This is a genomic window from Fructilactobacillus hinvesii, assembly GCF_024029435.1.
GTDB lineage: Bacteria > Bacillota > Bacilli > Lactobacillales > Lactobacillaceae > Fructilactobacillus > Fructilactobacillus hinvesii.
Map to the genome: position 1 here is coordinate 356,762 of NZ_CP097118.1, position 20,391 is coordinate 377,152.

At 43.6% G+C, this 20,391-nt stretch carries 16 protein-coding genes, 3 rRNA genes and 1 other annotated feature; of the genes, 12 read left to right on the forward strand and 7 right to left on the reverse strand.

Annotated features, from left to right (window positions below; translation table 11 throughout):
• The first annotated feature begins 64 nt into the window (after positions 1–64).
• From M3M39_RS01695 to M3M39_RS01710, 4 genes are all read left to right on the forward strand, one after another.
• Positions 65–1,640: ribosomal RNA gene (locus tag M3M39_RS01695) — 16S ribosomal RNA — on the forward strand.
• 213 nt (positions 1,641–1,853) lie between these two features.
• Positions 1,854–4,769 (forward strand): 23S ribosomal RNA (locus M3M39_RS01700).
• A 70-nt stretch (positions 4,770–4,839) separates the two neighbouring features.
• Positions 4,840–4,956 (forward strand): 5S ribosomal RNA (gene rrf / locus M3M39_RS01705).
• Together the 16S, 23S and 5S rRNA genes form the textbook arrangement of a ribosomal RNA operon.
• 410 nt (positions 4,957–5,366) lie before the next feature.
• Positions 5,367–6,332, forward strand: a complete 966-nt coding sequence (locus tag M3M39_RS01710; protein ID WP_252797505.1) for a hypothetical protein — start codon at positions 5,367–5,369, stop codon at positions 6,330–6,332.
• Positions 6,333–6,441: 109 nt separating this feature from the next.
• Here M3M39_RS01710 and M3M39_RS01715 read toward each other — a convergent pair whose 3' ends face one another.
• Genes M3M39_RS01715 through M3M39_RS01730 form a run of 4 tightly spaced genes read right to left on the reverse strand, consistent with a single transcriptional unit; the run spans position 6,442 to position 11,137 of the window.
• Positions 6,442–7,560 carry an enolase C-terminal domain-like protein gene (locus M3M39_RS01715; protein ID WP_252797506.1) on the reverse strand — a complete coding sequence of 373 codons (1,119 nt, stop codon included), beginning with the start codon at positions 7,558–7,560 and terminating at the stop codon, positions 6,442–6,444.
• Complete coding sequence (gene menH / locus M3M39_RS01720; protein WP_252797507.1) at positions 7,550–8,368, reverse strand: 2-succinyl-6-hydroxy-2,4-cyclohexadiene-1-carboxylate synthase; 819 nt, start codon at positions 8,366–8,368, stop codon at positions 7,550–7,552. Before menH ends, M3M39_RS01715 begins: the two co-directional genes overlap by 11 nt.
• Positions 8,368–9,984 (reverse strand): 2-succinyl-5-enolpyruvyl-6-hydroxy-3-cyclohexene-1-carboxylic-acid synthase, encoded by a 1,617-nt coding sequence (gene menD, locus M3M39_RS01725; RefSeq protein WP_252797508.1) that lies wholly within the window; start codon positions 9,982–9,984, stop codon positions 8,368–8,370. The genes menH and menD overlap by 1 nt, the downstream gene beginning before the upstream one ends.
• Positions 9,977–11,137, reverse strand: coding sequence for an isochorismate synthase (locus M3M39_RS01730; RefSeq protein ID WP_252797509.1), 1,161 nt, complete (start codon positions 11,135–11,137; stop codon positions 9,977–9,979). Before M3M39_RS01730 ends, menD begins: the two co-directional genes overlap by 8 nt.
• 171 nt (positions 11,138–11,308) lie before the next feature.
• Positions 11,309–11,572 (forward strand) — a binding site (T-box leader).
• Positions 11,573–11,638: 66 nt separating this feature from the next.
• On the opposite strand from M3M39_RS01730, the gene M3M39_RS01735 reads away from it, so the two are divergent.
• From M3M39_RS01735 to M3M39_RS01770, 8 genes are all read left to right on the forward strand, one after another.
• Entirely contained in the window at positions 11,639–12,487 is an 849-nt protein-coding gene (locus tag M3M39_RS01735; protein ID WP_252797510.1) for a MetQ/NlpA family ABC transporter substrate-binding protein, read from the forward strand.
• Between the two features lie 24 nt (positions 12,488–12,511).
• The gene (locus M3M39_RS01740) at positions 12,512–13,690 is read left to right on the forward strand and encodes a pyridoxal phosphate-dependent aminotransferase (RefSeq protein ID WP_252797935.1); all 1,179 of its coding nucleotides are present in this window, start codon (positions 12,512–12,514) and stop codon (positions 13,688–13,690) included.
• 13 nt (positions 13,691–13,703) lie between these two features.
• A complete protein-coding gene (locus M3M39_RS01745; protein ID WP_252797511.1) occupies positions 13,704–14,762 on the forward strand; it encodes a methionine ABC transporter ATP-binding protein in 1,059 nt (352 codons plus the stop codon).
• A complete protein-coding gene (locus M3M39_RS01750) occupies positions 14,759–15,463 on the forward strand; it encodes a methionine ABC transporter permease (RefSeq protein ID WP_252797512.1) in 705 nt (234 codons plus the stop codon). Before M3M39_RS01745 ends, M3M39_RS01750 begins: the two co-directional genes overlap by 4 nt.
• A 175-nt stretch (positions 15,464–15,638) precedes the next feature.
• Positions 15,639–16,139, forward strand: a complete 501-nt coding sequence (locus M3M39_RS01755; protein ID WP_252797513.1) for a Panacea domain-containing protein — start codon at positions 15,639–15,641, stop codon at positions 16,137–16,139.
• A 5-nt stretch (positions 16,140–16,144) separates the two neighbouring features.
• Positions 16,145–16,849, forward strand: coding sequence for a hypothetical protein (locus tag M3M39_RS01760; protein ID WP_252797514.1), 705 nt, complete (start codon positions 16,145–16,147; stop codon positions 16,847–16,849).
• A 130-nt stretch (positions 16,850–16,979) separates the two neighbouring features.
• Positions 16,980–17,555: a cadmium resistance transporter gene (locus M3M39_RS01765; protein WP_252797515.1), complete on the forward strand. Its 576-nt coding sequence runs from the start codon at positions 16,980–16,982 to the stop codon at positions 17,553–17,555.
• A 50-nt stretch (positions 17,556–17,605) separates the two neighbouring features.
• Entirely contained in the window at positions 17,606–17,902 is a 297-nt protein-coding gene (locus M3M39_RS01770) for an ArsR/SmtB family transcription factor (RefSeq protein WP_420843005.1), read from the forward strand.
• Positions 17,903–17,925: 23 nt separating this feature from the next.
• Here M3M39_RS01770 and M3M39_RS01775 read toward each other — a convergent pair whose 3' ends face one another.
• From M3M39_RS01775 to M3M39_RS01785, 3 genes are all read right to left on the reverse strand, one after another.
• Positions 17,926–18,465 (reverse strand): hypothetical protein, encoded by a 540-nt coding sequence (locus tag M3M39_RS01775; protein WP_252797517.1) that lies wholly within the window; start codon positions 18,463–18,465, stop codon positions 17,926–17,928.
• A gap of 82 nt (positions 18,466–18,547) precedes the next feature.
• Positions 18,548–19,942 carry a PH domain-containing protein gene (locus M3M39_RS01780; protein WP_252797518.1) on the reverse strand — a complete coding sequence of 465 codons (1,395 nt, stop codon included), beginning with the start codon at positions 19,940–19,942 and terminating at the stop codon, positions 18,548–18,550.
• Complete coding sequence (locus M3M39_RS01785) at positions 19,932–20,390, reverse strand: PH domain-containing protein (RefSeq protein ID WP_252797519.1); 459 nt, start codon at positions 20,388–20,390, stop codon at positions 19,932–19,934. The genes M3M39_RS01780 and M3M39_RS01785 overlap by 11 nt, the downstream gene beginning before the upstream one ends.
• Position 20,391: the final 1 nt, after the last annotated feature.

The window sequence follows — 20,391 nt, forward strand, 5'->3', positions numbered from 1 at the left end:
TTAAACATTTGCGAAGTCAATTCGCTTAATTAACAAATAAAGTAGAGCTAGTAAAGTTCTCATTTAAAATGAGAGTTTGATCCTGGCTCAGGACGAACGTTGGCGGCGTGCCTAATACATGCAAGTCGAACGAGGTCTCCTAAATGATATGACGTGCTTGCACTGAGTTGACTTTAGATCGGACCGAGTGGCGAACTGGTGAGTAACACGTGGGTAACCTGCCCAGAAGTAGGGGATAACACCTGGAAACAGATGCTAATACCGTATAACAACTAAAACCGCCTGGTTTTAGTTTGAAAGCTGGCCTTGGTGCTAGTGCTTTTGGATGGACCCGCGGCGTATTAGCTAGTTGGTGAGATAATAGCTCACCAAGGCGATGATACGTAGCAGACCTGAGAGGGTAATCTGCCACAATGGGACTGAGACACGGCCCATACTCCTACGGGAGGCAGCAGTAGGGAATCTTCCACAATGGACGCAAGTCTGATGGAGCAACGCCGCGTGAGTGAAGAAGGGTTTCGGCTCGTAAAACTCTGTTGTTAGAGAAGAACGACTGTGAGAGGAACTGCTCACGGCGTGACGGTATCTAACCAGAAAGTCACGGCTAACTACGTGCCAGCAGCCGCGGTAATACGTAGGTGGCAAACGTTGTCCGGATTTATTGGGCGTAAAGCGAGCGCAGGCGGTTTTTTAAGTCTGATGTGAAAGCCTTCGGCTTAACCGAAGAAGTGCATCGGAAACTGGGAAACTTGAGTGCAGGAGAGGACAGTGGAACTTCATGTGTAGCGGTGAAATGCGTAGATATATGAAGGAACACCAGTGGCGAAGGCGGCTGTCTAGTCTGCATCTGACGCTGAGGCTCGAAAGCATGGGTAGCAAACAGGATTAGATACCCTGGTAGTCCATGCCGTAAACGATGAATGCTAGGTGTTGAGAGGTTTCCGCCTCCCAGTGCCGAAGCTAACGCATTAAGCATTCCGCCTGGGGAGTACGACCGCAAGGTTGAAACTCAAAGGAATTGACGGGGACCCGCACAAGCGGTGGAGCATGTGGTTTAATTCGATGCTACGCGAAGAACCTTACCAGGTCTTGACATCTTCTGTTAGCCTAAGAGATTAGGTGTCCCCTTCGGGGGCAGAATGACAGGTGGTGCATGGTTGTCGTCAGCTCGTGTCGTGAGATGTTGGGTTAAGTCCCGCAACGAGCGCAACCCTTGTCTTTAGTTGCCAGCATTCAGTTGGGCACTCTAGAGAGACTGCCGGTGATAAACCGGAGGAAGGTGGGGATGACGTCAAATCATCATGCCCCTTATGACCTGGGCTACACACGTGCTACAATGGACGGTACAACGAGTTGCGAAACCGCGAGGTCAAGCTAATCTCTTAAAGCCGTTCTCAGTTCGGATTGCAGGCTGCAACTCGCCTGCATGAAGTTGGAATCGCTAGTAATCGTGGATCAGCATGCCACGGTGAATACGTTCCCGGGTCTTGTACACACCGCCCGTCACACCATGAGAGTTTGTAACACCCAAAGTCGGTTGGATAACCTTTTGGAGTCCGCCGCCTAAGGTGGGACAGATGATTAGGGTGAAGTCGTAACAAGGTAGCCGTAGGAGAACCTGCGGCTGGATCACCTCCTTTCTAAGGAATAATACGGAACCTTACACCGATCAAAGTCTTGTTTAGTTTTGAGAGGATTACTCTCAAACTTGGTTCTTTGAAAACTAGATAATATTATTTTCTGTAAGAATTATATTGATTGATATAATTTTAACCGAGAAAACCATTGTGTAATTTGAGTTTTTTAATGTGTTTAATCGCTAAACTCAATAATTTATAATCCGTAGGATTATAGGTTAAGTTAGAAAGGGCGCATGGTGAATGCCTTGGTACTAGGAGCCGATGAAGGACGGAACTAACACCGATATGCTTCGGGGAGCTGTAAGTAAGCTGTGATCCGGAGATTTCCGAATGAGGAAACTCGATTAGTGTGATGACTAATCACTGCGTAGTGAATTCATAGCTACGTAGAGGTAAACGTGGGGAACTGAAACATCTAAGTACCCACAGGAAGATAAAGAAATTTCGATTCCCAAAGTAGCGGCGAGCGAACTGGGAATAGCCCAAACCGAACCTTCGTGGTTCGGGGTTGTAGGACTGAACATTTGAGTTACAAAAGAATTCGATAGCTGAAGCAGTTGGGAAGCTGCACCAAAGAGAGTGATAGTCTCGTAAGCGAAATTGAATTCCCTCAGTTCAGGATCCTGAGTACGGCGCCACACGTGAAACGGCGTCGGAATCCGGGAGGACCATCTCCCAAGGCTAAATACTCCCTAGTGACCGATAGTGAACCAGTACCGTGAGGGAAAGGTGAAAAGCACCCCGGAAGGGGAGTGAAATAGTTCCTGCAATCATGTGCCTACAAGCAGTCAGAGCCCGTTAAGGGGTGATGGCGTGCCTCTTGTAGAATGAACCGGCGAGTTACAGTTGCATGCAAGGTTAAGCCGAAAAAGCGGAGCCGTAGCGAAAGCGAGTCTTAAGAGGGCGAATTAGTATGTTGCCGTAGACCCGAAACCAGGTGATCTATCCATGTCCAGGATGAAAGTGCGGTAATACGCACCGGAGGTCCGAACCCGTGTACGTTGAAAAGTGCTGGGATGAGGTGTGGATAGCGGTGAAATTCCAAACGAACTTGGAGATAGCTGGTTCTCTCCGAAATAGCTTTAGGGCTAGCCTCGGAATTAGAATCATGGAGGTAGAGCCACTGTTTGAGCAAGGGGTCCGTCTTGGATTACTGAGTTCAGATAAACTCCGAATACCATTGATTTATGTCCGGGAGTCAGACGATGAGTGATAAGATCCATCGTCGAAAGGGGAACAGCCCAGACCGCCAGTTAAGGTCCCTAAATATATGCTAAGTGGAAAAGGAAGTGGAGTTGCTTAGACAACTAGGATGTTGGCTCAGAAGCAGCCACCATTTAAAGAGTGCGTAATAGCTCACTAGTCGAGTGATTCTGCGCCGAAAATTTACCGGGGCTAAGCATATTACCGAGACTGCGGACGCAACTACGTTGCGTGATAGGAGAGCGTTCTAAGGGCGATGAAGGCAGACCGCAAGGACTGTTGGAGCGCTTAGAAGTGAGAATGCCGGTATGAGTAGCGAAAGGCCAGTGAGAATCTGGTCCACCGAATGACTAAGGTTTCCTGGGGAAGGCTCGTCCACCCAGGGTTAGTCGGGACCTAAGCCGAGGCTGAGAAGCGTAGGCGATGGATAACAGGTTGAGATTCCTGTACTAGTTAATTATGTTTGAACGATGGAGGGACGCAGAAGGCTAAGTTGAGCATCCGGTTGGAAAGGGATGTTTAAAGCGTAAGTCAGGTCAGGAGTGAAATGCTTCTGATCGGGTTGACAAGCGCTGATGAGGATCGAAATTATAGTAGAGAATCAACTGATGTCACGCTGCCGAGAAAAGCTTCTAGTTAGTAATTAACTACCCGTACCGCAAACCGACACAGGTAGTCGAGGAGAGAATCCTCAGGTGAGCGAGAGAACTCTCGTTAAGGAACTCGGCAAAATGACCCCGTAACTTCGGAAGAAGGGGTGCTGACCGTCAGGTCAGCCGCAGTGAAGAGACTCAAACGACTGTTTATCAAAAACACAGGTTTATGCAAAATCGTAAGATGAAGTATATGGGCTGACGCCTGCCCGGTGCTGGAAGGTTAAGTGGAAAGGTTAGCTTCGGCGACGCCTCGAAATGAAGCCCCAGTAAACGGCGGCCGTAACTATAACGGTCCTAAGGTAGCGAAATTCCTTGTCGGGTAAGTTCCGACCCGCACGAAAGGCGTAACGATTTGAGTACTGTCTCAACGAGAGACTCGGTGAAATTAAGATACCTGTGAAGAAGCAGGTTACCCGCGACAGGACGGAAAGACCCCATGGAGCTTTACTGTAGCTTGATATTGGGTGTTTACATAGCTTGTACAGGATAGGTAGGAGCCATTGAAACCGGGACGCTAGTCTCGGTGGAGGCACCCGTGGGATACTACCCTTGCTATGTGAACACTCTAACCCTGAGCACTAATCGTGCTCGGAGACAGTGTCTGGTTGGCAGTTTGACTGGGGCGGTCGCCTCCTAAATAGTAACGGAGGCGCTCAAAGGTTTGCTTAGAATGGTTGGAAATCATTCTGTAAGTGTAAAGGCAGAAGCAAGCTTGACTGTGAGACTGACTAGTCGAGCAGGGACGAAAGTCGGACTTAGTGATCCGGTGGTACCGTATGGAAGGGCCATCGCTCAACGGATAAAAGCTACCCTGGGGATAACAGGCTTATCTCCCCCAAGAGTTCACATCGACGGGGAGGTTTGGCACCTCGATGTCGGCTCATCGCATCCTGGGGCTGTAGTTGGTCCCAAGGGTTGGGCTGTTCGCCCATTAAAGCGGTACGCGAGCTGGGTTCAGAACGTCGTGAGACAGTTCGGTCCCTATCCGTCGCGGGCGCAGGAAATTTGAGAGGAGCTGTCCCTAGTACGAGAGGACCGGGATGGACATACCGCTGGTGTATCAGTTGCGCCGCCAGGCGCACTGCTGAGTAGCTATGTATGGATGAGATAAACGCTGAAAGCATCTAAGTGTGAAACTCGCCTCAAGATGAGATTTCCCATTCCTTTATGGAAGTAAGACTCCTGAAAGATGATCAGGTCGATAGGTTAGAAGTGGAAGCGTAGCGATACGTGAAGCGGACTAATACTAATCAGTCGAGGACTTAACCAAGTAAAGAGCAGTGGTAAAATCGGAAGAAAATAATATTAGCTAGTTTTGAGGGAACGAAGTTCACTCAGAGTGTGGTGGCGATAGCCTAAAGGATACACCTGTTCCCATGCCGAACACAGTAGTTAAGCTTTAGTACGCCAAAAGTAGTTGGGGGATCGCCCCCTGCGAGGATAGGACGTTGCCACGCAAACCGAAAGGCACTTTCGAAGCAATTCGAAGGTGCCTTTTTTGTTGCTTTCATTTTGGCTTGCTAAAAATACTTACTCAAATTATCAGTATAATAAAAAGGAGGAAAATTTTTAAGTTGATTCTAATTAATTGTTGTAAATCAAATTTACATTAACTGCCAAACCAGTATAATTATGGAAAACATTTGCCCCAATCGTTTAATCCCCAGCTTTTTAAATTATAGAGGAGCCAAGCTGATGATCTTTCACAGACATCCTAATTTATTTAAGTTGGTCGTCGGCCAAGCCTTATTATTGGAAGCGTTTAGTGTTTATACAACGGTGCTCATGTACTTGTTGGTTCAACAATATCGCGACCACACCTGCCCTAGCTGTTTTTGGGGTTCTAGCCGCCTTTCCATCGGCATTGATGGTATTCTTAGCCCCGTGGTTAGCGCACTTGCATAATAATAAACAACTGTTAATTAGTTTGCAAATGATTGCTACACTCATCCTTGTGCTGGGCGGAACTTTATTATTGAGTCGGGCCAAGCTAGTTTTAATCGGTTTGCTTTACTTGGTCCTCAGTAGTGTCAATGTAATTTCGGCATCCGTGGAAGTAGGCTTTATTCAGGTGGTTTTTCAAGAAAATGAGGCAGCGATTGAGCAGTCAGTTGACTTTCAGTACTTTGTAAGTACGGGGCTTACCATTGAAATTAGCGTACTTAGTTCAGCGATTTTGTTACTACCCGGGAGAAGCACGGGACTTCTTATTGTTAGTTGGTTCAGTGCCCCATTGGGAATTATTTTTTATTGGTTGATTAGCTATGATGCAACAATGCAACCAACTGATTCTGAAATAAATCAGGGACCCACCACTGAACAATCTTACTTAAGACAGATGAGAAGCGCACTGTACCAATTCACTCACACCATGCCCGCCTTTTTAATTATTCTTTTTGAAGCAATTTTAGGGGGCATGACCGGTCTATTACTCGAATTACTTCCGTTGACGATGAAAGAAATTGGATTAGCGGTGGCACTCTTTTCAACCGTGGGCGCCATTCAAAGAGTGGGAGATTTAATTGGTGGCGCAGTGGCTCCCTTGGTAAAATGGCCGGCGCCAACCTTCTTTGTCGTTGACTATATCATCTCAGGGGGATGTTTCATTGATTTTACTTTACCCATTCCCAACGTGGCCCGGCTTATTTTACTATTGGTAGCTGGAATTGGGATGGGAATGTCTGGCAATGTGTTTGAAAAGTTAATGTATCGTTCTTATAACGTGGGTGACATTTCGGCCATGCACGCTTTAGCAACTTCTACCTTTGTCTTCTTTTCCGTAACCAGCTATATAGCAGCGTGGATTAAGGTTTCCACCCTGATTTTATGGTAGGCCGTAAAAGGGGGATTGACCATCGTCTTTGGGCTCATTATCGTGGGCTTAATCATTAAAGAAAAGCATTAAAAAAGACCGTAATTCGTATGAATTGCGGTCTTTTGGCTTAAACAAAGGGAATGGAGTGACCAGTTTGCAATTGGTTAACGGCATCCCAGTTAATACTAACCCCGATTCCGGCACCAGTTGGTACTGGCAGTAAGCCGGTATCGACGGTTAACGGTTCATTGATTAATTCTTGTTCAAAGTAGTGATTGCTATCGGCAATGTCAGCCGGAAAAATTGGTTCTGGTAGTTGGGCTGCAAGTGCTAAGTCAACCGCACGACCGAGACCACTGCCAAGCATCCCTCCAATCCAAGGAAGGTAAGGAGTATTAGTAATGTACTGGATTGCCTGCATCGTTGGCGTGATCCCACCTAGTTTACTAGGTTTCAAAGTGAACGCTGCCGCGCTTTGCGCCCGGACCGCACTTTGGATGTCTTGCAGTGAGTTTAAACTCTCGTCCAGACTGATCTTTAGATGGGGGAGTTGGGCCTGCGCGGTGGCTAATTCTGTCCAACTGGGTTTATGAAACGGTTCTTCAATCAAACTTAAACCCGCTACATCTAACTGACGTAGAGTGGAAATGGTTTGATTATTAACTGGCCAGGCCCTATTGGCATCCAACGAGATTAGTTGGTCGGGAAAAGCAATCTTTAACTTTTGCATGAGGCGGAGTGCCACGTCGAGCTTGTTCGTTTTAATTTTTAACCGCCGGTAACCAGCCGCAAGTTCTTGGTCAGCTAAACGAATCGTACGTTGATCCCGGGATTGAATTCCTAAGGCAACGCTGACCGGCACAAAATTAGTGGTTGGACCACCGAGTAATTGGGCAAGGGGCTGATGTTCCAATTTGCCGTAAGCGTCCCACAAGGCCATTTCAACTCCAGCCCGCGCAAAGGCAGTAAAGCGGGTCAGTTGCCGTTGTAAATCAGCAGGAGTTTGCCAGCTGCGCTTAACGAGGGCGGGGAGACCTTGCTTTAGTTCCCCTAAGGCATCCTCCTGGTTTTGGGACGCGTAAGCACGGTCAGCCAGGGCCTGGACCTCTCCGTAACCGGTGATTCCGTTTGTCATCTTCATTTCAATCAGTAACAGGGGACGACTAGTTGTTTCTCCGTGATTAGTCACAAAGGGTTCTTTGAGACGGAGGGTCACGGGAATAATGGTAATTTGGTTAATTTTCATGGAGCTCCTCCTCAGCTAAGTGATTTAGTGTAGCCAGGTATAACAGGGGGCGTTCAAAATGAACGTTATGCCCCGTTTGCTGAAAAAGATGGTGGTGCGCCACCGGGATTTGGGGATGCATTTTTGCACCAATCGTTGTAAATTTATGATCTAGTTCACCCGTAATGATAGTAGTTTTGGGTTGTAATTGCGAAAGATTAGGCCAGTGATTGGGCATCGTTCCGGTGCCAAAATAACGAAGGGAGTTGGCCATGTTCTGCGGTTGATGGGCACAACGCATCGCGTGCATGTGTCGCTGTTGGTCTAACGTAACAGTGCGTTGGCTCTGAAATAACGGTAATTGTTCCCAGTGAGTGACAAATGGAGCCAACCCACTTGTCTCAATTTGGTGGGCCTTGCGTGCATCAGCCCGTTGGCGCGCTTGTCGTGCTGATTGCTGTGCTAACCCCGGGGTTCCACTTTCAAGCACCAGCTGATTAATCAAATGGGGAGCTGCTAACGCCAAACAAAGTGCCAATCGTGCTCCCATCGAGTATCCTACCAGGTTGACTGGCTGGAAATGCAAGTGGGTGATTACGCTTGCTAAGGCTTGCACCTGCTGGTCAGCTGTAAATCCTGCAACGGGAACTACCGGATCGTGGGGAGCAAAGCCATAGAGCGTGATGTACGCCTCAGTTCCACGGGGCTGAATTGCTTGAAAATCAGTTTGATTGCCTAAAAACCCGTGGAGAAAAAGCCAGTGGGGCTGACCACTGCCGGTAATATTAACGTGATAGTCGTAGTCCCTTACACGAATTAATTTTTTCATTAACTGAGGCCCTCCGGATATTCTTGGGCTAGTTCGGTACGATTCGTTTGCACCTCGATGATTCGAAGGCCCGTCCATGGAGTGGTTGTAAGGTGGTTTAATTCTGCAACCGTGGTGATTCGTTGATAGTGAGCTGCAAACAAGGTCGCTACGGCGGCAACGTTTAATTCCTGGGGTGTTCCAAAAAGGTGTTCAAAATGGGGGGCTTGCGCCTGGGGGAGGAGTGAAAAAATACCACCCCCATCGTTATTAACCACCACAACAGTTAACGAAACGTGGGTTTGGCGGGCTAACTGCAATCCATTAAGATCGTGAAAGAAGGCCAAATCGCCAATCACCAGCCAGGTGGGCACGTGATTCAATGCCATGCCGACAGCACTAGAAGTAGTTCCATCAATCCCATTGGCACCCCGATTTCCCGCAACTTGCACCGGATGATGGGGGACAAAGGCCTGATCGAAATTACGGACGGTTAAAGAATTAGCGAGAAACAGTTGTTGTACCTGAGGAGCTTGGGCCAAAAGTACGGGCAGGGTTTGAGCAGTCAGCGTAGTTGGGACAGGATGCTGCTGGTTAAAATGGTGTTGCCACCGTTGTTGGTAATTAGGCTGGCCGGAGACATTGGTGGCGGCTAACTGGGTTAAAAAATCCTGGGCAGACAGGTTATAGCTGACGTGGGCCCAGCGGCTGTGATCCTGACCGAGATAAGCGTCCCCCACTTGCATCACCGGGATGTGATGGTTTTTCAACCAGGGTAGGAGTTTCCCAGAGACGGGGGTGCCTCCAAAACGCAGGACGATGTCTGGTTCTAATTCCGGGGGAATGGTCAGTAACTGATGCGGGGTAAAGGTGGAAAGCTCACCACGGACGGAACTTAAGACGTCGGCTACGATGGGAGCCTGTAATTGGTTAGCCACGGTACGCAGTTGTGGCATTGGATATGCTTGGTTAGTGGGACCTAGAACCAGTAGGACTTTTCGATGGATCAGCCGGTTGATCAAAGCAGCTAACGACTCAGCAGCAAGGCGACTACTTATACGTCCAAACGTTTGGAGAGCAATTGAGGGCCAGCTGGTTCCTAAAGTTGGCAACAATGGTTTTCGCAACGGTAAATTAATCTGGACGGGACCACTGGGGGCCAGTTGACTCAAGTGAACCAACTGTTGCACTTGGTATTCGATGTATTCAGTCACGTCTGGATGAGGCTCCTGCACGTTAATTTCGAGAAACTGCTTGACGTTCGTCGTGTACATTCCACGTTGGGGAATGGTTTGTGGCGCCCCAATCTCCTGCAGTTCTTGGGGACGATCCGTGGTGATGACCACCAATGGAACGTGGAAGCTGTGGGCCTCGGCAATCGCTGGCGCATAGTTAGCAGTAGCAGTTCCCGAAGTGGCCACTAGTGCAACGGGTTGCTTAGTTTGCTTGGCAATTCCTAACGCAAAAAAGGCCGCAGACCGCTCGTCAACAGCAACGGTGAGGTCAACTTTTTGTTCTGCTAGGAGCAGGGCTAGCGGGGTGTTGCGGGATCCCGGTGACAGAACAAAATGGGTCACACCCTGATTTTGACAGGCCAGAATTAAGTGTTTGAGGTTAGTGGTCATGTTGTTACTCATCGATTTGCTCCTTGATAATCTTGTGCATGGTGGTGGTTTTGAGGTGAATTTCTTGGGCTTCGGCATTTAAATCTGAAGCAGCTAAGATGCCAGCTCCGGCAAAGAAGGTAACCGTGCTGTTCTGATTCCATAACGAGCGGATGCCGATGATGAATTCTCCGCTTCCATCGGGCAGAACGTATCCGACCGGGGCCGCAAAGAGACCGCGGGGACGTTGTTCAAAATTTCTAATCGTTGCTAACGCCCAGTCCAATGGCACTCCCCCTAATGCCGGGGTGGGATGCAGAGCCTGGACGAGCTGTCCAATGGTGGTTGCCTGGTTCAAGGTTCCGGTAATGGGAGTGTATAAATGTTGGAGTTGAGGCGTCGTTAGGATGGTAGGAGGTCGGGTAGAATCCAAATTAATTAACGAATTCAAACGTTGCTTAATTTCGGTGACCACCAGTTGGTGCTCGCGCTGGTTCTTTGAATCCGCTTGTAATTTTTGGGTGAGTTGCTTGTCTTCAGTCGGCGTGGAACCGCGCCGAATTGAACCCGCTACGGCTGCCGTTTCTAAGTGACTCTGGTTTAATTTCACCAGCCGTTCTGGAGTGGCCGATAAAAAGAGTTCGTTTTGGTGTTTGAGACAAAAGTGGTATGTATGGGGTTGTTGTGCGAATAAGGTTTTTAGTAATTGACTGACCGATAATGTTCCGTCCAGTTGCCACTGTTCTTGCATTCCCAAGACGACCTTTTGCTTGCTGGGATCGGTTTTTAGGGTCTCAAGCACGGGTTGCATGCGAGCCTGCCAATCTGTTTCAGTTTGCTGGGCGAGCAGCTGACGGGTTCCACTTTCCTGGTGAGAAACCGCATCTGGAGCGGGACGAGTGCCCCATTCGGTGCCCGTTTTGAGATCAATGACGTAGGCAGGCGCGAGCATCCAGCCGTTCATTAGTTGACTGTCCGGAGTGGGCTGTTGGTCAAAGGGAAAGCCACCGAACACCGGGACGGTTTGCTTTTCCTGCCAAGCCTGGAGTGTTGCTGCATTAAAGTGGCTGAGCGTACTAGTTTGTCCCAGTCCAACTAGTTCTACGTGGTGGTCTGGGTCAGAAAAATAGACTGCATCGTGATAATCATCAAACGCAGTTAAGAATGCGTCAATTTGTGAGTTCATCGGGGCTCCTTCCATTATTAGTCCAGAGAGTGAAACCATAATTTAAGCTTACCAAAAAGTGCTGTGAGAAACAGTAGCCGTGCTCTGGCGGGGGCACCAGAAATTTTTAAGAAAAAGTTAATTTAATGGTTGACTTTTAGGAAAACGTCACTTAAGATTAGAGACAATTAAATAAACGAAATTGAGGAACTGAGTATTTGCTGAAATTTCCCAGAGAGTCCCTGGTTGGTGCGAAGGGATGAAAGGCAGGCAAAGAAGATGGGTTCTGAATCAATCACTAGTGAGCAGCAATTGTTAGCTAGTGGCGGGGTTGCGACCGATATCTCGGCAAAGTTGTTCTAATTCAGACGCGTCAATTAGAGCAGTTTCTGAGGCAAGGCCGGGATAACTGGCTTTGTAAATTAAGGTGGTACCACGAAAGCATTCGTCCTTTGGTTAGGATGAGTGCTTTTTTTGTTTATTTAAACTAGATGGAAATTCAAAACTATGAGGTGAGCTAAGATGAAAAAATCAACAAAATGGATCATTGGAATCGTTGTAATTGTAGTCATTGGGGTGATTGGCTGGTTTAGTTTTGCCCCCCAGTCGTCCACGCAAAATGAAAAAGTGGTCAAGGTGGGATTGATGAGTGGTTCCAAAGCCGATGATGAAATTTGGAAATCCGTGGCTAAAACTGCTAAAGATAAATACAAGATTAAGTTGAAATTCGTGCACTTTACCGACTACACGCAACCTAATACGGCGTTAAGTCAACACGAAGTGGACATCAATTCCTTCCAACACTACGCCTTCTTGAATAACTGGAATACCCAGCACAAATCAAACATCGTTTCAATCGGAAACACGGTAATTACGCCCATTCGTCTTTACTCAACACAGTACAAAAACGTAAATGACATTCCGGACGGAGCAACGATTGCAATTCCAAACGATGCTACGAACGAAAGTCGGTCCTTATTAGTTCTGAAGGAAGCCGGGTTGATTAAGTTAGGTGGAGACACGAACAAGTTACTGACGGTTAAAGACATCAAGGATAATCCGAAGAATCTGAACATCAAGGAAGTGGATGCTTCCCAAACGGCTCGGACGTTGAACGATGCGGCGGCTGCAGTGGTTAACACGAACTACGCCCAAACGGCCCACTTAAGCCCAGACAAGACGATTTTTAAAGAACCATTGAACAAGCAATCCAAACCATGGATTAACTTAATCGCCGCTAATAAGGACCAAAAGAACAACAAAGATTACCAAAAGGTCGTAAAAGCCTTTCAATCGAAAGCAACGGAAAAGGTCATTGAAAAGAACTACAACGGTCTAGAAGTTCCTGCTTGGAATTTAAAATTTAAGTAAACGACCTGAGAGGGGAGAATGAAAATGCATTTTTCAGAGTCAGAGGCAGTTAAGCGCCTGCCCCAGCAGTTTTTTGATACGTTAGTACAAAAGGTGAATGCCAAGATTGCCACGGGTGCGGATGTGATTAATCTCGGGCAGGGGAATCCAGACCAACCCACTCCCGCAAACATTGTGCAAGCGATGCAGGCAGCGGTCGCTAAACCTGAAAATCACAAGTATTCTCCCTTTGCTGGACTTCCAGCCCTAAAGCAAGCGGTAGCTGATTATTACCAAACACACTATCAGGTGACGGTTGATCCAGAAACGGAAGTGTCCGTTCTCGGCGGTTCTAAAACAGGGCTGGTGGAACTCCCGTTGGCAGTCTTAAATCCGGGGGAGAAACTACTCCTGCCCAACCCTGGCTATCCAGACTATTTATCGGGAACTAGACTGGCGGATGTCGACGTGGAACTAGTTCCGTTGCGTGCTAGTAACCATTTTCTGCCGGATTATGATACGATTAGTACAAAAAGTAAGCAACAAGCGCGCCTGTTGTATTTAAATTATCCCAACAATCCAACGGGAGCGGTGGCCACGGCTGACTTTTTTGCCCAGACGGTGCAATTTGCCCGGGACAATCAAATTGGAATTGTCCACGACTTTGCTTACGGAGCGTTAGGTGATCACCAGCAACCGCTGAGTTTCTTGCAAACGCCGGGAGCTAAAGAGGTTGGAATTGAATTTTCCACGCTCTCTAAGACTTACAACATGGCCGGCTGGCGCATCGGCTTTGCAGTCGGGAATCCCGATTTAGTGGCCGCCATTAATGCCATTCAGGCGCACTTATTCGTGAGCGTTTTCCCAGCAATTCAAGAGGCAGCAATTGCGGCTTTAACGGGACCCCAGGATTCGGTAGCCGAATTAGCCCACCTATATGAAACCCGGCGGCATGCGTTTGAAACGGCGGCCGCGGAAATTGGGTGGCATGCTACTCCAGCTGGGGGTTCCTTTTACTCCTGGATGCCCGTTCCAAAGGGATACACCTCGGAATCGTTTACCGATTTACTGCTCGACAAAGTGGCCGTGGCGGTGGCCCCCGGAAAAGGGTTTGGCTCCGAGGGTGATCAGTACGTTCGGATTGGCTTATTAACTAGCCCGGAACGCTTAGTAGAAGCCTGCCACCGAATTGGGCAATTACAACTATTTAAACCGCACGCATAAGGAGGAATTTCCGATGACGGAAACCAGCGTTAAATTTGAAAATGTTTCAGTTGATTTCACGCAAGATAAACAAACAATTCACGCCGTTTCAAACGTGAGTTTTGACATTCCCGCCGGTCAAATCTTTGGGATTGCCGGATATTCTGGGGCCGGAAAATCAACCCTGGTTCGGACGATTAATTTGTTACAACAACCCACCAGTGGGAAGATTTCGGTCTTGGGGCACCATTTTTTTGCGAAGGACGATCACGGAGAAAGCATCATTGGTACCAGTGAACTGCGAAAGGAACGCCGGAAAATCGGAATGATTTTTCAACACTACAACCTGTTGAACCAAAAGACGGTGCTGGAAAACGTAGCCTTTGCGCTCAAACACAGTGGTCTCAAGGATAAAGAGGTGCAAACCAAAGCCAAACAACTGTTATCAGACGTGGGACTGGCTGATTATGCTAAACACTATCCAGAACAACTATCTGGGGGGCAACAACAACGGGTTGCCATTGCCCGGGCTCTTGCCAATGATCCCGAAATTCTAATCTCTGACGAAGCAACGTCGGCGTTGGACCCCGAAAACACCAACCAAATTTTGGATTTACTGCAAGAATTAAACCAAAAGCGGGGATTGACTGTGATCTTGATTACCCATGAAATGGACGCTATTAAACGGATTTGTGACCAAGTGGTGATCATGGACCAGGGAAAAGTGATTGAAAAGGGAAGCCTCATCGATGTCTTTGTGGAATCGACCAACCCGGTCGCCCGCAAGATCGTTGGAAACGACTTCGATGCTTTATCGATTCTGCAATCCATGAAGATCGATACGCAAAAGCGGAACTTGGTAAAATTGGTGTACTTCTCTCAGGAAATTTCACAACCAATCATCGTGGACCTGTATGCAAAGTACCAAGTGTCGGCTAGCATCGTGTACGCTGACATTGAAAAATTTAAGGGTCAACCGGTCGGCATCATGATCGTGGATCTGAACGGGACTGATGACAACGTTCAGGCCGCCCTTGAGTACCTGAAGAATTTAGACGTGCAAGTGACTGAATTGAGAGGTGTAACACAATGAAAGAATGGTTTATTACAAACTTCCCCAACGTAGTCCAACAAGGATGGACCGGAGAAACCGGTTGGTGGACGTCAATTGTCCAGACCCTGTACATGACGTTTTGGTCCGCCATTTTTGGTGGAATTGCCGGGTTAATCTTTGGAATCGCTCTGGTGCTCTTTGATTCAGATGGAATCATGCCCAATAAGATCATTTTTAACATCGTCGATAAGATTGTGTCATTGTTCCGGGCCATTCCGTTCATTATCTTGCTGGCCTTCATTGCGCCGGTGACCCAAAAGATCGTGGGAACCCAAATTGGGACCACGGCAGCCTTGGTACCATTGTCCGTGGGAGTCTTTCCCTTCTACGCCCGGCAGGTGCAAGTGGCCTTACAAAGTGTGAACCAAGGAACGATTGAATCCGCCCAGTCATTGGGTTCTAGTAACTGGGACATCATTTCTGGAGTTTACCTCAGCGAAGCCTTTCCCGAATTAATTCGGGTGTCCACGGTGACCCTGATTAGTCTGGTTGGTTTGACCGCCATGGCTGGTGCCATCGGAGCCGGTGGTTTAGGTAACATGGCCATTTCCTACGGGTACAACCGCTTTGCTAACGATACGACCCTGGTGGCTACGATTCTCGTGGTAATCATGGTGCTAATCATCCAAGTGGTCGGAGATGTCTGGGCCCGGTGGATTGACCATAGTTCTAAAGCATAATTAAATTAACTAAAATAACTTCATCAAAATCTGATGAAGTTATTTTTATTAAATTTTAAATTATCAATAAATTTAACGTATTTTATTTATGTGTAAGCTTTAAAGGTCGAATATTATTTTCAAGTTAATTTTTAAATGATATAATTTAACGACATGAAAGGGGTGTTGATTAAAAATGGCTAATTCATTTAGTGTTTCAGATCATATTATTACCCAAGCAGAAAAAATTGGTAAACCAGTTTCTAATTTAAAGTTACAAAAAATTATGTATTTTTTAAATGTTATTTATTTATTGAATTATAATAAATCATTAATTGATGATCATAAATTTGAAAAATGGGCATATGGACCGGTAATACATGATGTTTATTCTGATTATTCAATTAACGGTTCAAAAGAAATATTAGAACCTACTAAACATATAAAAAGTAGATCGTTTAATGATGGTAAATATAAAAATAAATATTATAGTGAAAATGAATTAAAGTTAGGACTAGATGATTCTCAATTTATTGATAATAATTTAGAAAAATTTGTATCATTAAATCCATTCTTTCTAGTTGAAAAATCACATGAAGAACCGCAATGGAAAGATAAAACTAAACCATATTATGATGATAAAAAAACAATATTATTTTATAAAGACCCTAAAAATAAATTTTGGGAGCATGATTAATTTAAATGAGCGATAATAATGCAGAATTAAATGAATCTTTTTGTAATTTGTTATTTAGTAATGAAGCTCTTAATGAGAAAGAGACTAAAACTTTTACTAATATATTAAAAACGATGAATGATGATAATATACATGTTCCTTATGAAATGATTACCCAAAGAGTTTTTGAATGTGATGAGAATCAACTTGATGTAGTAATAAAAACAGCAAATGAATCTCTTACCGTTGTAGAAAATGATGAAAATAAAAATATAATTGATTCTACAAGACGACATTTAGAGCTTTCTAAAATTCAAGATAGATTTATAAATGAAAAAACTAAAAAAGCTGATGAAAAACTTAATGAAATAAATGAAAATTCAGAAAAATTATCTGAAATTAAGAATAGTATATATAGTGATTTAATATCTGTTTTAGGTGTTTTTACTGCAATTTCTTTTGCAGCTTTTGGGGGTATAACCGCAGTAAGTAATATGTTTCATGGTTTAGATAATAATAAGTCACATGTTGGTTTTTTACTGATTTGTGCTAGCATTTCATTTTTACTTATTTACGGTGTTTCAGTTACACTTTTTGTTGGGATAAATAAACTTATAAAATCTGAAGAATCTGAGAAACCTTATAGATTCAGTGGTTTGTTTACATGTATGTTAATATTTATTCCCATTTTAATTTTAATTTTTGGATTGATTATTTTATATAAATTTTAATATCTATCATATGATACAATAATGGTTTTTAAAGTAGCTTCAACGCTTATCGTTGAAGCTACTTTTTGTTTTCTGATCCGTTGACAGGCTCTAAATAAATGCTATTATTTTCATATGAAAGGATGATGATATGAATTTGGGACTGTTAACGTTAACCTTTATCGCCGTTAATTTAGATTTTTGGGTGTTGCTACTCTTCTTTTTAAATAGGTTTTCCGTCTGGGCTGTGTTAAGTGGATATCTGACTGGGCTGATTCTGCTGCTCTGTTTGAGCTATGGAGTGGGACAAACCTTAGCCTACTGGTTACCGGAATGGGTGCTGGGCGGACTAGGTTTCTTACCGTTGTATCTGGCCGTCCGGGGAGATAACGATGATGACGAAACTCCCAAGCGCCAGGTGACTCCGGTCGTCACGGTCTTTCTAACTTATCTAACCGTCTGTGCGGGCTGTAACCTTGCGATTTTTGTGCCGGTATTACTGGGCCAATCTATTTCCGTTTTTCTAGTGACTGTAGCTTATCTAGTCGGGTTGACCGTTCTGGTGGTCTTAGGATTACAGCAACTTAGTCACTGGCAGGTCCTGCAACGGACTTTAGCCCGATGGGGAACACCCTTAATGCGGCTTTGCTACCTGGCGATTGGACTGTACGTTCTCTTTGATAGTGGTTTTATCAGGCATATAATGGGGTTACTAACCAGAATCTAACCGGGAGGTGCGAGACGATTAACGAACAAGATCTGACCGAAGCCAGCCAAATTTTTAGGTTATTGGGAAACGTGATCCGGCTGCGTATTTTACTATTATTGGCCAATCATCCGCTCGATGTTTCGACACTTGTGACCCAGCTGGAACTGCCCCAGTCAAACGTGTCTCACCAACTGGCACTGTTAAAACGCCATCAGCTGGTGAGTGCCAAACGAACGGGGAAACGGGTGCTTTACAGTCTAACGGATCCACACGTCCTTACGATGGTAGAAATGGCATACCAACACAGTGATCACGTGGTGAAACATCAAGGACATCCGTATTTACGGAATCAAAAAAACTTCTAACCAAGCGGTTAGAAGTTTTTTTTTTAACGGCGAAACGACTTCGGATTGTTGAAGTCGCCCACCTTGACCTTGGCAGTTCCAATTGCCAGGATGGCCAGTAAATTACCACTGATGAAGCCGAACAGAAAATTGAGCCAGCTCAGTGGTGCGGCATTTAACACCAACAACAGAATTGTTACGAAAATGATCACGGCCACGACCACGTTGGCCACTTTTCGAACTTTGGAAATGACGGGGATCGAGTTGGTTAATTGACTCATCTGGGGGTTAGTATCATTAATCACGTTGTTGGGCCCAGCCTTGAGAAAATTGAGCATCGTCTTCACGTCGTTAAAGGCGTAGTTGAAAACCGAAAGAAAACCAACGATTAGGCCCAGTAACAAGCCGAGCAAAAGGATGAAGAAGCTGGAAAAGGCGTTAAAGTAAATGGCCAGACCAAGCCCGAGCACAATCAAAATGATGGCCGGAGCAAGAAACATCCACTTGAGTCGTTGAATGCTCCGCCGAATCGTGGTCCACTTTTGCAGATAACTTTGTAATTTAAACATTAATTCTGGATTCATTTGATAACCTCACTTTGTAGTGTCATACCGGTAATTTACCACAAAAAGGAGTGAGAAACAAAAGGGAATGGTCGGATGTATCTTAAATTTGATTAAGTAAGTGCCTTAATGTATTTTCATCTATAAAACGGATTTTAATATTTTTAATAGGGTGTTGTCTTACACATATTTTTAAGCTCCATTTATTTAATATTTTCTCGTAAAAACTTTGCTGGATATAAATTCTTTCAATATCTTTTGCTTTTGTAATATAGTGTTTTCTAATGAAAAATCCATATCGTATATTTAATATTTTATTATTTGAATTTATGTTTGTGAAAATATAATTAATTAAAGTATTGCCAATATATATAATAGATATAAAGAGGAAAACATAGCTTATTCTTCTATTTATACTAAATAATATAATGAATATAATAAATGGAAATGTTGAATATAATAACAATATTTTTGATGCATCTACTTTATTTTTTTTCAATCCAAGATCTATATGTTTTAATCCCTTAAATTCTTTATTTATTATTGATATTCCTCTTTTTATCGGAATAAATGGAATAAGAGGATCTTTTGTAATATTTTCATTTTGAGATGAAGAAATAGTAAAGGCATCTACTTTCATAAGATTAAAAAGGTTCATTGCTATAGAAGAATATTCCAATAGTGTATAAACATTATCTTTATAGATAGAGGTAGTAGTTGTGTTAAAAAAACCAGAGGTAGTATAAAAATTTTCTTTATCAGAAAATAAATTAAAATTACCATAATTTATATATTGTCTAATAAATCCCAAAAAAATCAAAATAGTGATTATTGTTATAATTATAGATATTTTTATACACAAACTCACATCATTGCTTGTGAGCAATGAGTCACTAATATTACTTATATTAATATTGAAGCGGTCAGTTAGGTTATCTATAAAAATAACGACAAAAATTATTTGAAATGAGGAAATAGATGAGATGAATATGTTTTTTATTGTAGGACGATATACATAATATGGTTTATATTCTTTAGTATCATTAGCTGTATTTTTATTATTTGTAACTTTATATTTAAGTTTACTAGCTTCTAGTGTACTCAAAGAATTTAATCTTATTGTTCCATCATTAGATTCAAATCCTATGTTTAGACTTAAATTAGTTATTTTGAATATTCTGTCCCAAAGAGATGCATGTTCATTGATTTGTTTTATTTCTTTATACTTTATATCTATATAAGATATATTTATAATTCCTTTTCTTATTGTAATTGAGTTATCGTTTAATTTATAGCCAAAAATTATCCATTCTATAAAATGTTTTAATATTAAAAAAAATTGAATAATTATAAAAATGTAACTGAATATAATTGCCTTTGATGAAAAATGGGTAGTAAATAAAGTAGTTAATAGCAATAAAAAAGTTGCAAAACAGTCTTTAACAAAAAATAGCATAAATCCAATAATGGAGGTTCGTAAATATGAATCATTTTTCATTTATTACCTCCATCAATATATTACTTAATTTTTGAGCATCTTTATTTGATAATGTTGGAGATTCTATTTCGGCTGCAATAGTTATCATACTAATTATTTTTACGCCCATCATTGATTGAATTGGTCCTTTAAAATCCTTTAAAAAATAAATCTTAGAAGTAGGGATAATTGTTTTCTTTTTAACAAAAAATCCTTTTGTTATTATTATTTCCATATTGTCAATAATTAACTTGGTTGTAACTAAATTTAGTGGTGTAATAATTAATAAATGATAAACTAATAAAAATATTAGACAAAAAGAAATGATTTTCAATATTGAAATATATGTTGGTTTAGTTATGAAAAACATAAGACAATAATATATTAAGATAATAAATATAATTGATATTATATCTTGAAAAAAATTAACTGCTAGTACTTTTTTGGAAGGTTTAAATTCTAATTTCATA

Bases quoted from the DNA above. Each gene is read 5' to 3' on its own strand.
- M3M39_RS01710 (WP_252797505.1), top strand. From the start codon at position 5,367: ATGGTATTCTTAGCCCCGTGGTTAGCGCACTTGCATAATAATAAACAA.
- M3M39_RS01715 (WP_252797506.1), bottom strand. From the start codon at position 7,560: ATGAAAATTAACCAAATTACCATTATTCCCGTGACCCTCCGTCTCAAA.
- menH (WP_252797507.1), bottom strand. From the start codon at position 8,368: ATGAAAAAATTAATTCGTGTAAGGGACTACGACTATCACGTTAATATT.
- menD (WP_252797508.1), bottom strand. From the start codon at position 9,984: ATGAGTAACAACATGACCACTAACCTCAAACACTTAATTCTGGCCTGT.
- M3M39_RS01730 (WP_252797509.1), bottom strand. From the start codon at position 11,137: ATGAACTCACAAATTGACGCATTCTTAACTGCGTTTGATGATTATCAC.
- M3M39_RS01735 (WP_252797510.1), top strand. From the start codon at position 11,639: ATGAAAAAATCAACAAAATGGATCATTGGAATCGTTGTAATTGTAGTC.
- M3M39_RS01740 (WP_252797935.1), top strand. From the start codon at position 12,512: ATGCATTTTTCAGAGTCAGAGGCAGTTAAGCGCCTGCCCCAGCAGTTT.
- M3M39_RS01745 (WP_252797511.1), top strand. From the start codon at position 13,704: ATGACGGAAACCAGCGTTAAATTTGAAAATGTTTCAGTTGATTTCACG.
- M3M39_RS01750 (WP_252797512.1), top strand. From the start codon at position 14,759: ATGAAAGAATGGTTTATTACAAACTTCCCCAACGTAGTCCAACAAGGA.
- M3M39_RS01755 (WP_252797513.1), top strand. From the start codon at position 15,639: ATGGCTAATTCATTTAGTGTTTCAGATCATATTATTACCCAAGCAGAA.
- M3M39_RS01760 (WP_252797514.1), top strand. From the start codon at position 16,145: ATGAGCGATAATAATGCAGAATTAAATGAATCTTTTTGTAATTTGTTA.
- M3M39_RS01765 (WP_252797515.1), top strand. From the start codon at position 16,980: ATGAATTTGGGACTGTTAACGTTAACCTTTATCGCCGTTAATTTAGAT.
- M3M39_RS01775 (WP_252797517.1), bottom strand. From the start codon at position 18,465: ATGAATCCAGAATTAATGTTTAAATTACAAAGTTATCTGCAAAAGTGG.
- M3M39_RS01780 (WP_252797518.1), bottom strand. From the start codon at position 19,942: ATGAAAAATGATTCATATTTACGAACCTCCATTATTGGATTTATGCTA.
- M3M39_RS01785 (WP_252797519.1), bottom strand. From the start codon at position 20,390: ATGAAATTAGAATTTAAACCTTCCAAAAAAGTACTAGCAGTTAATTTT.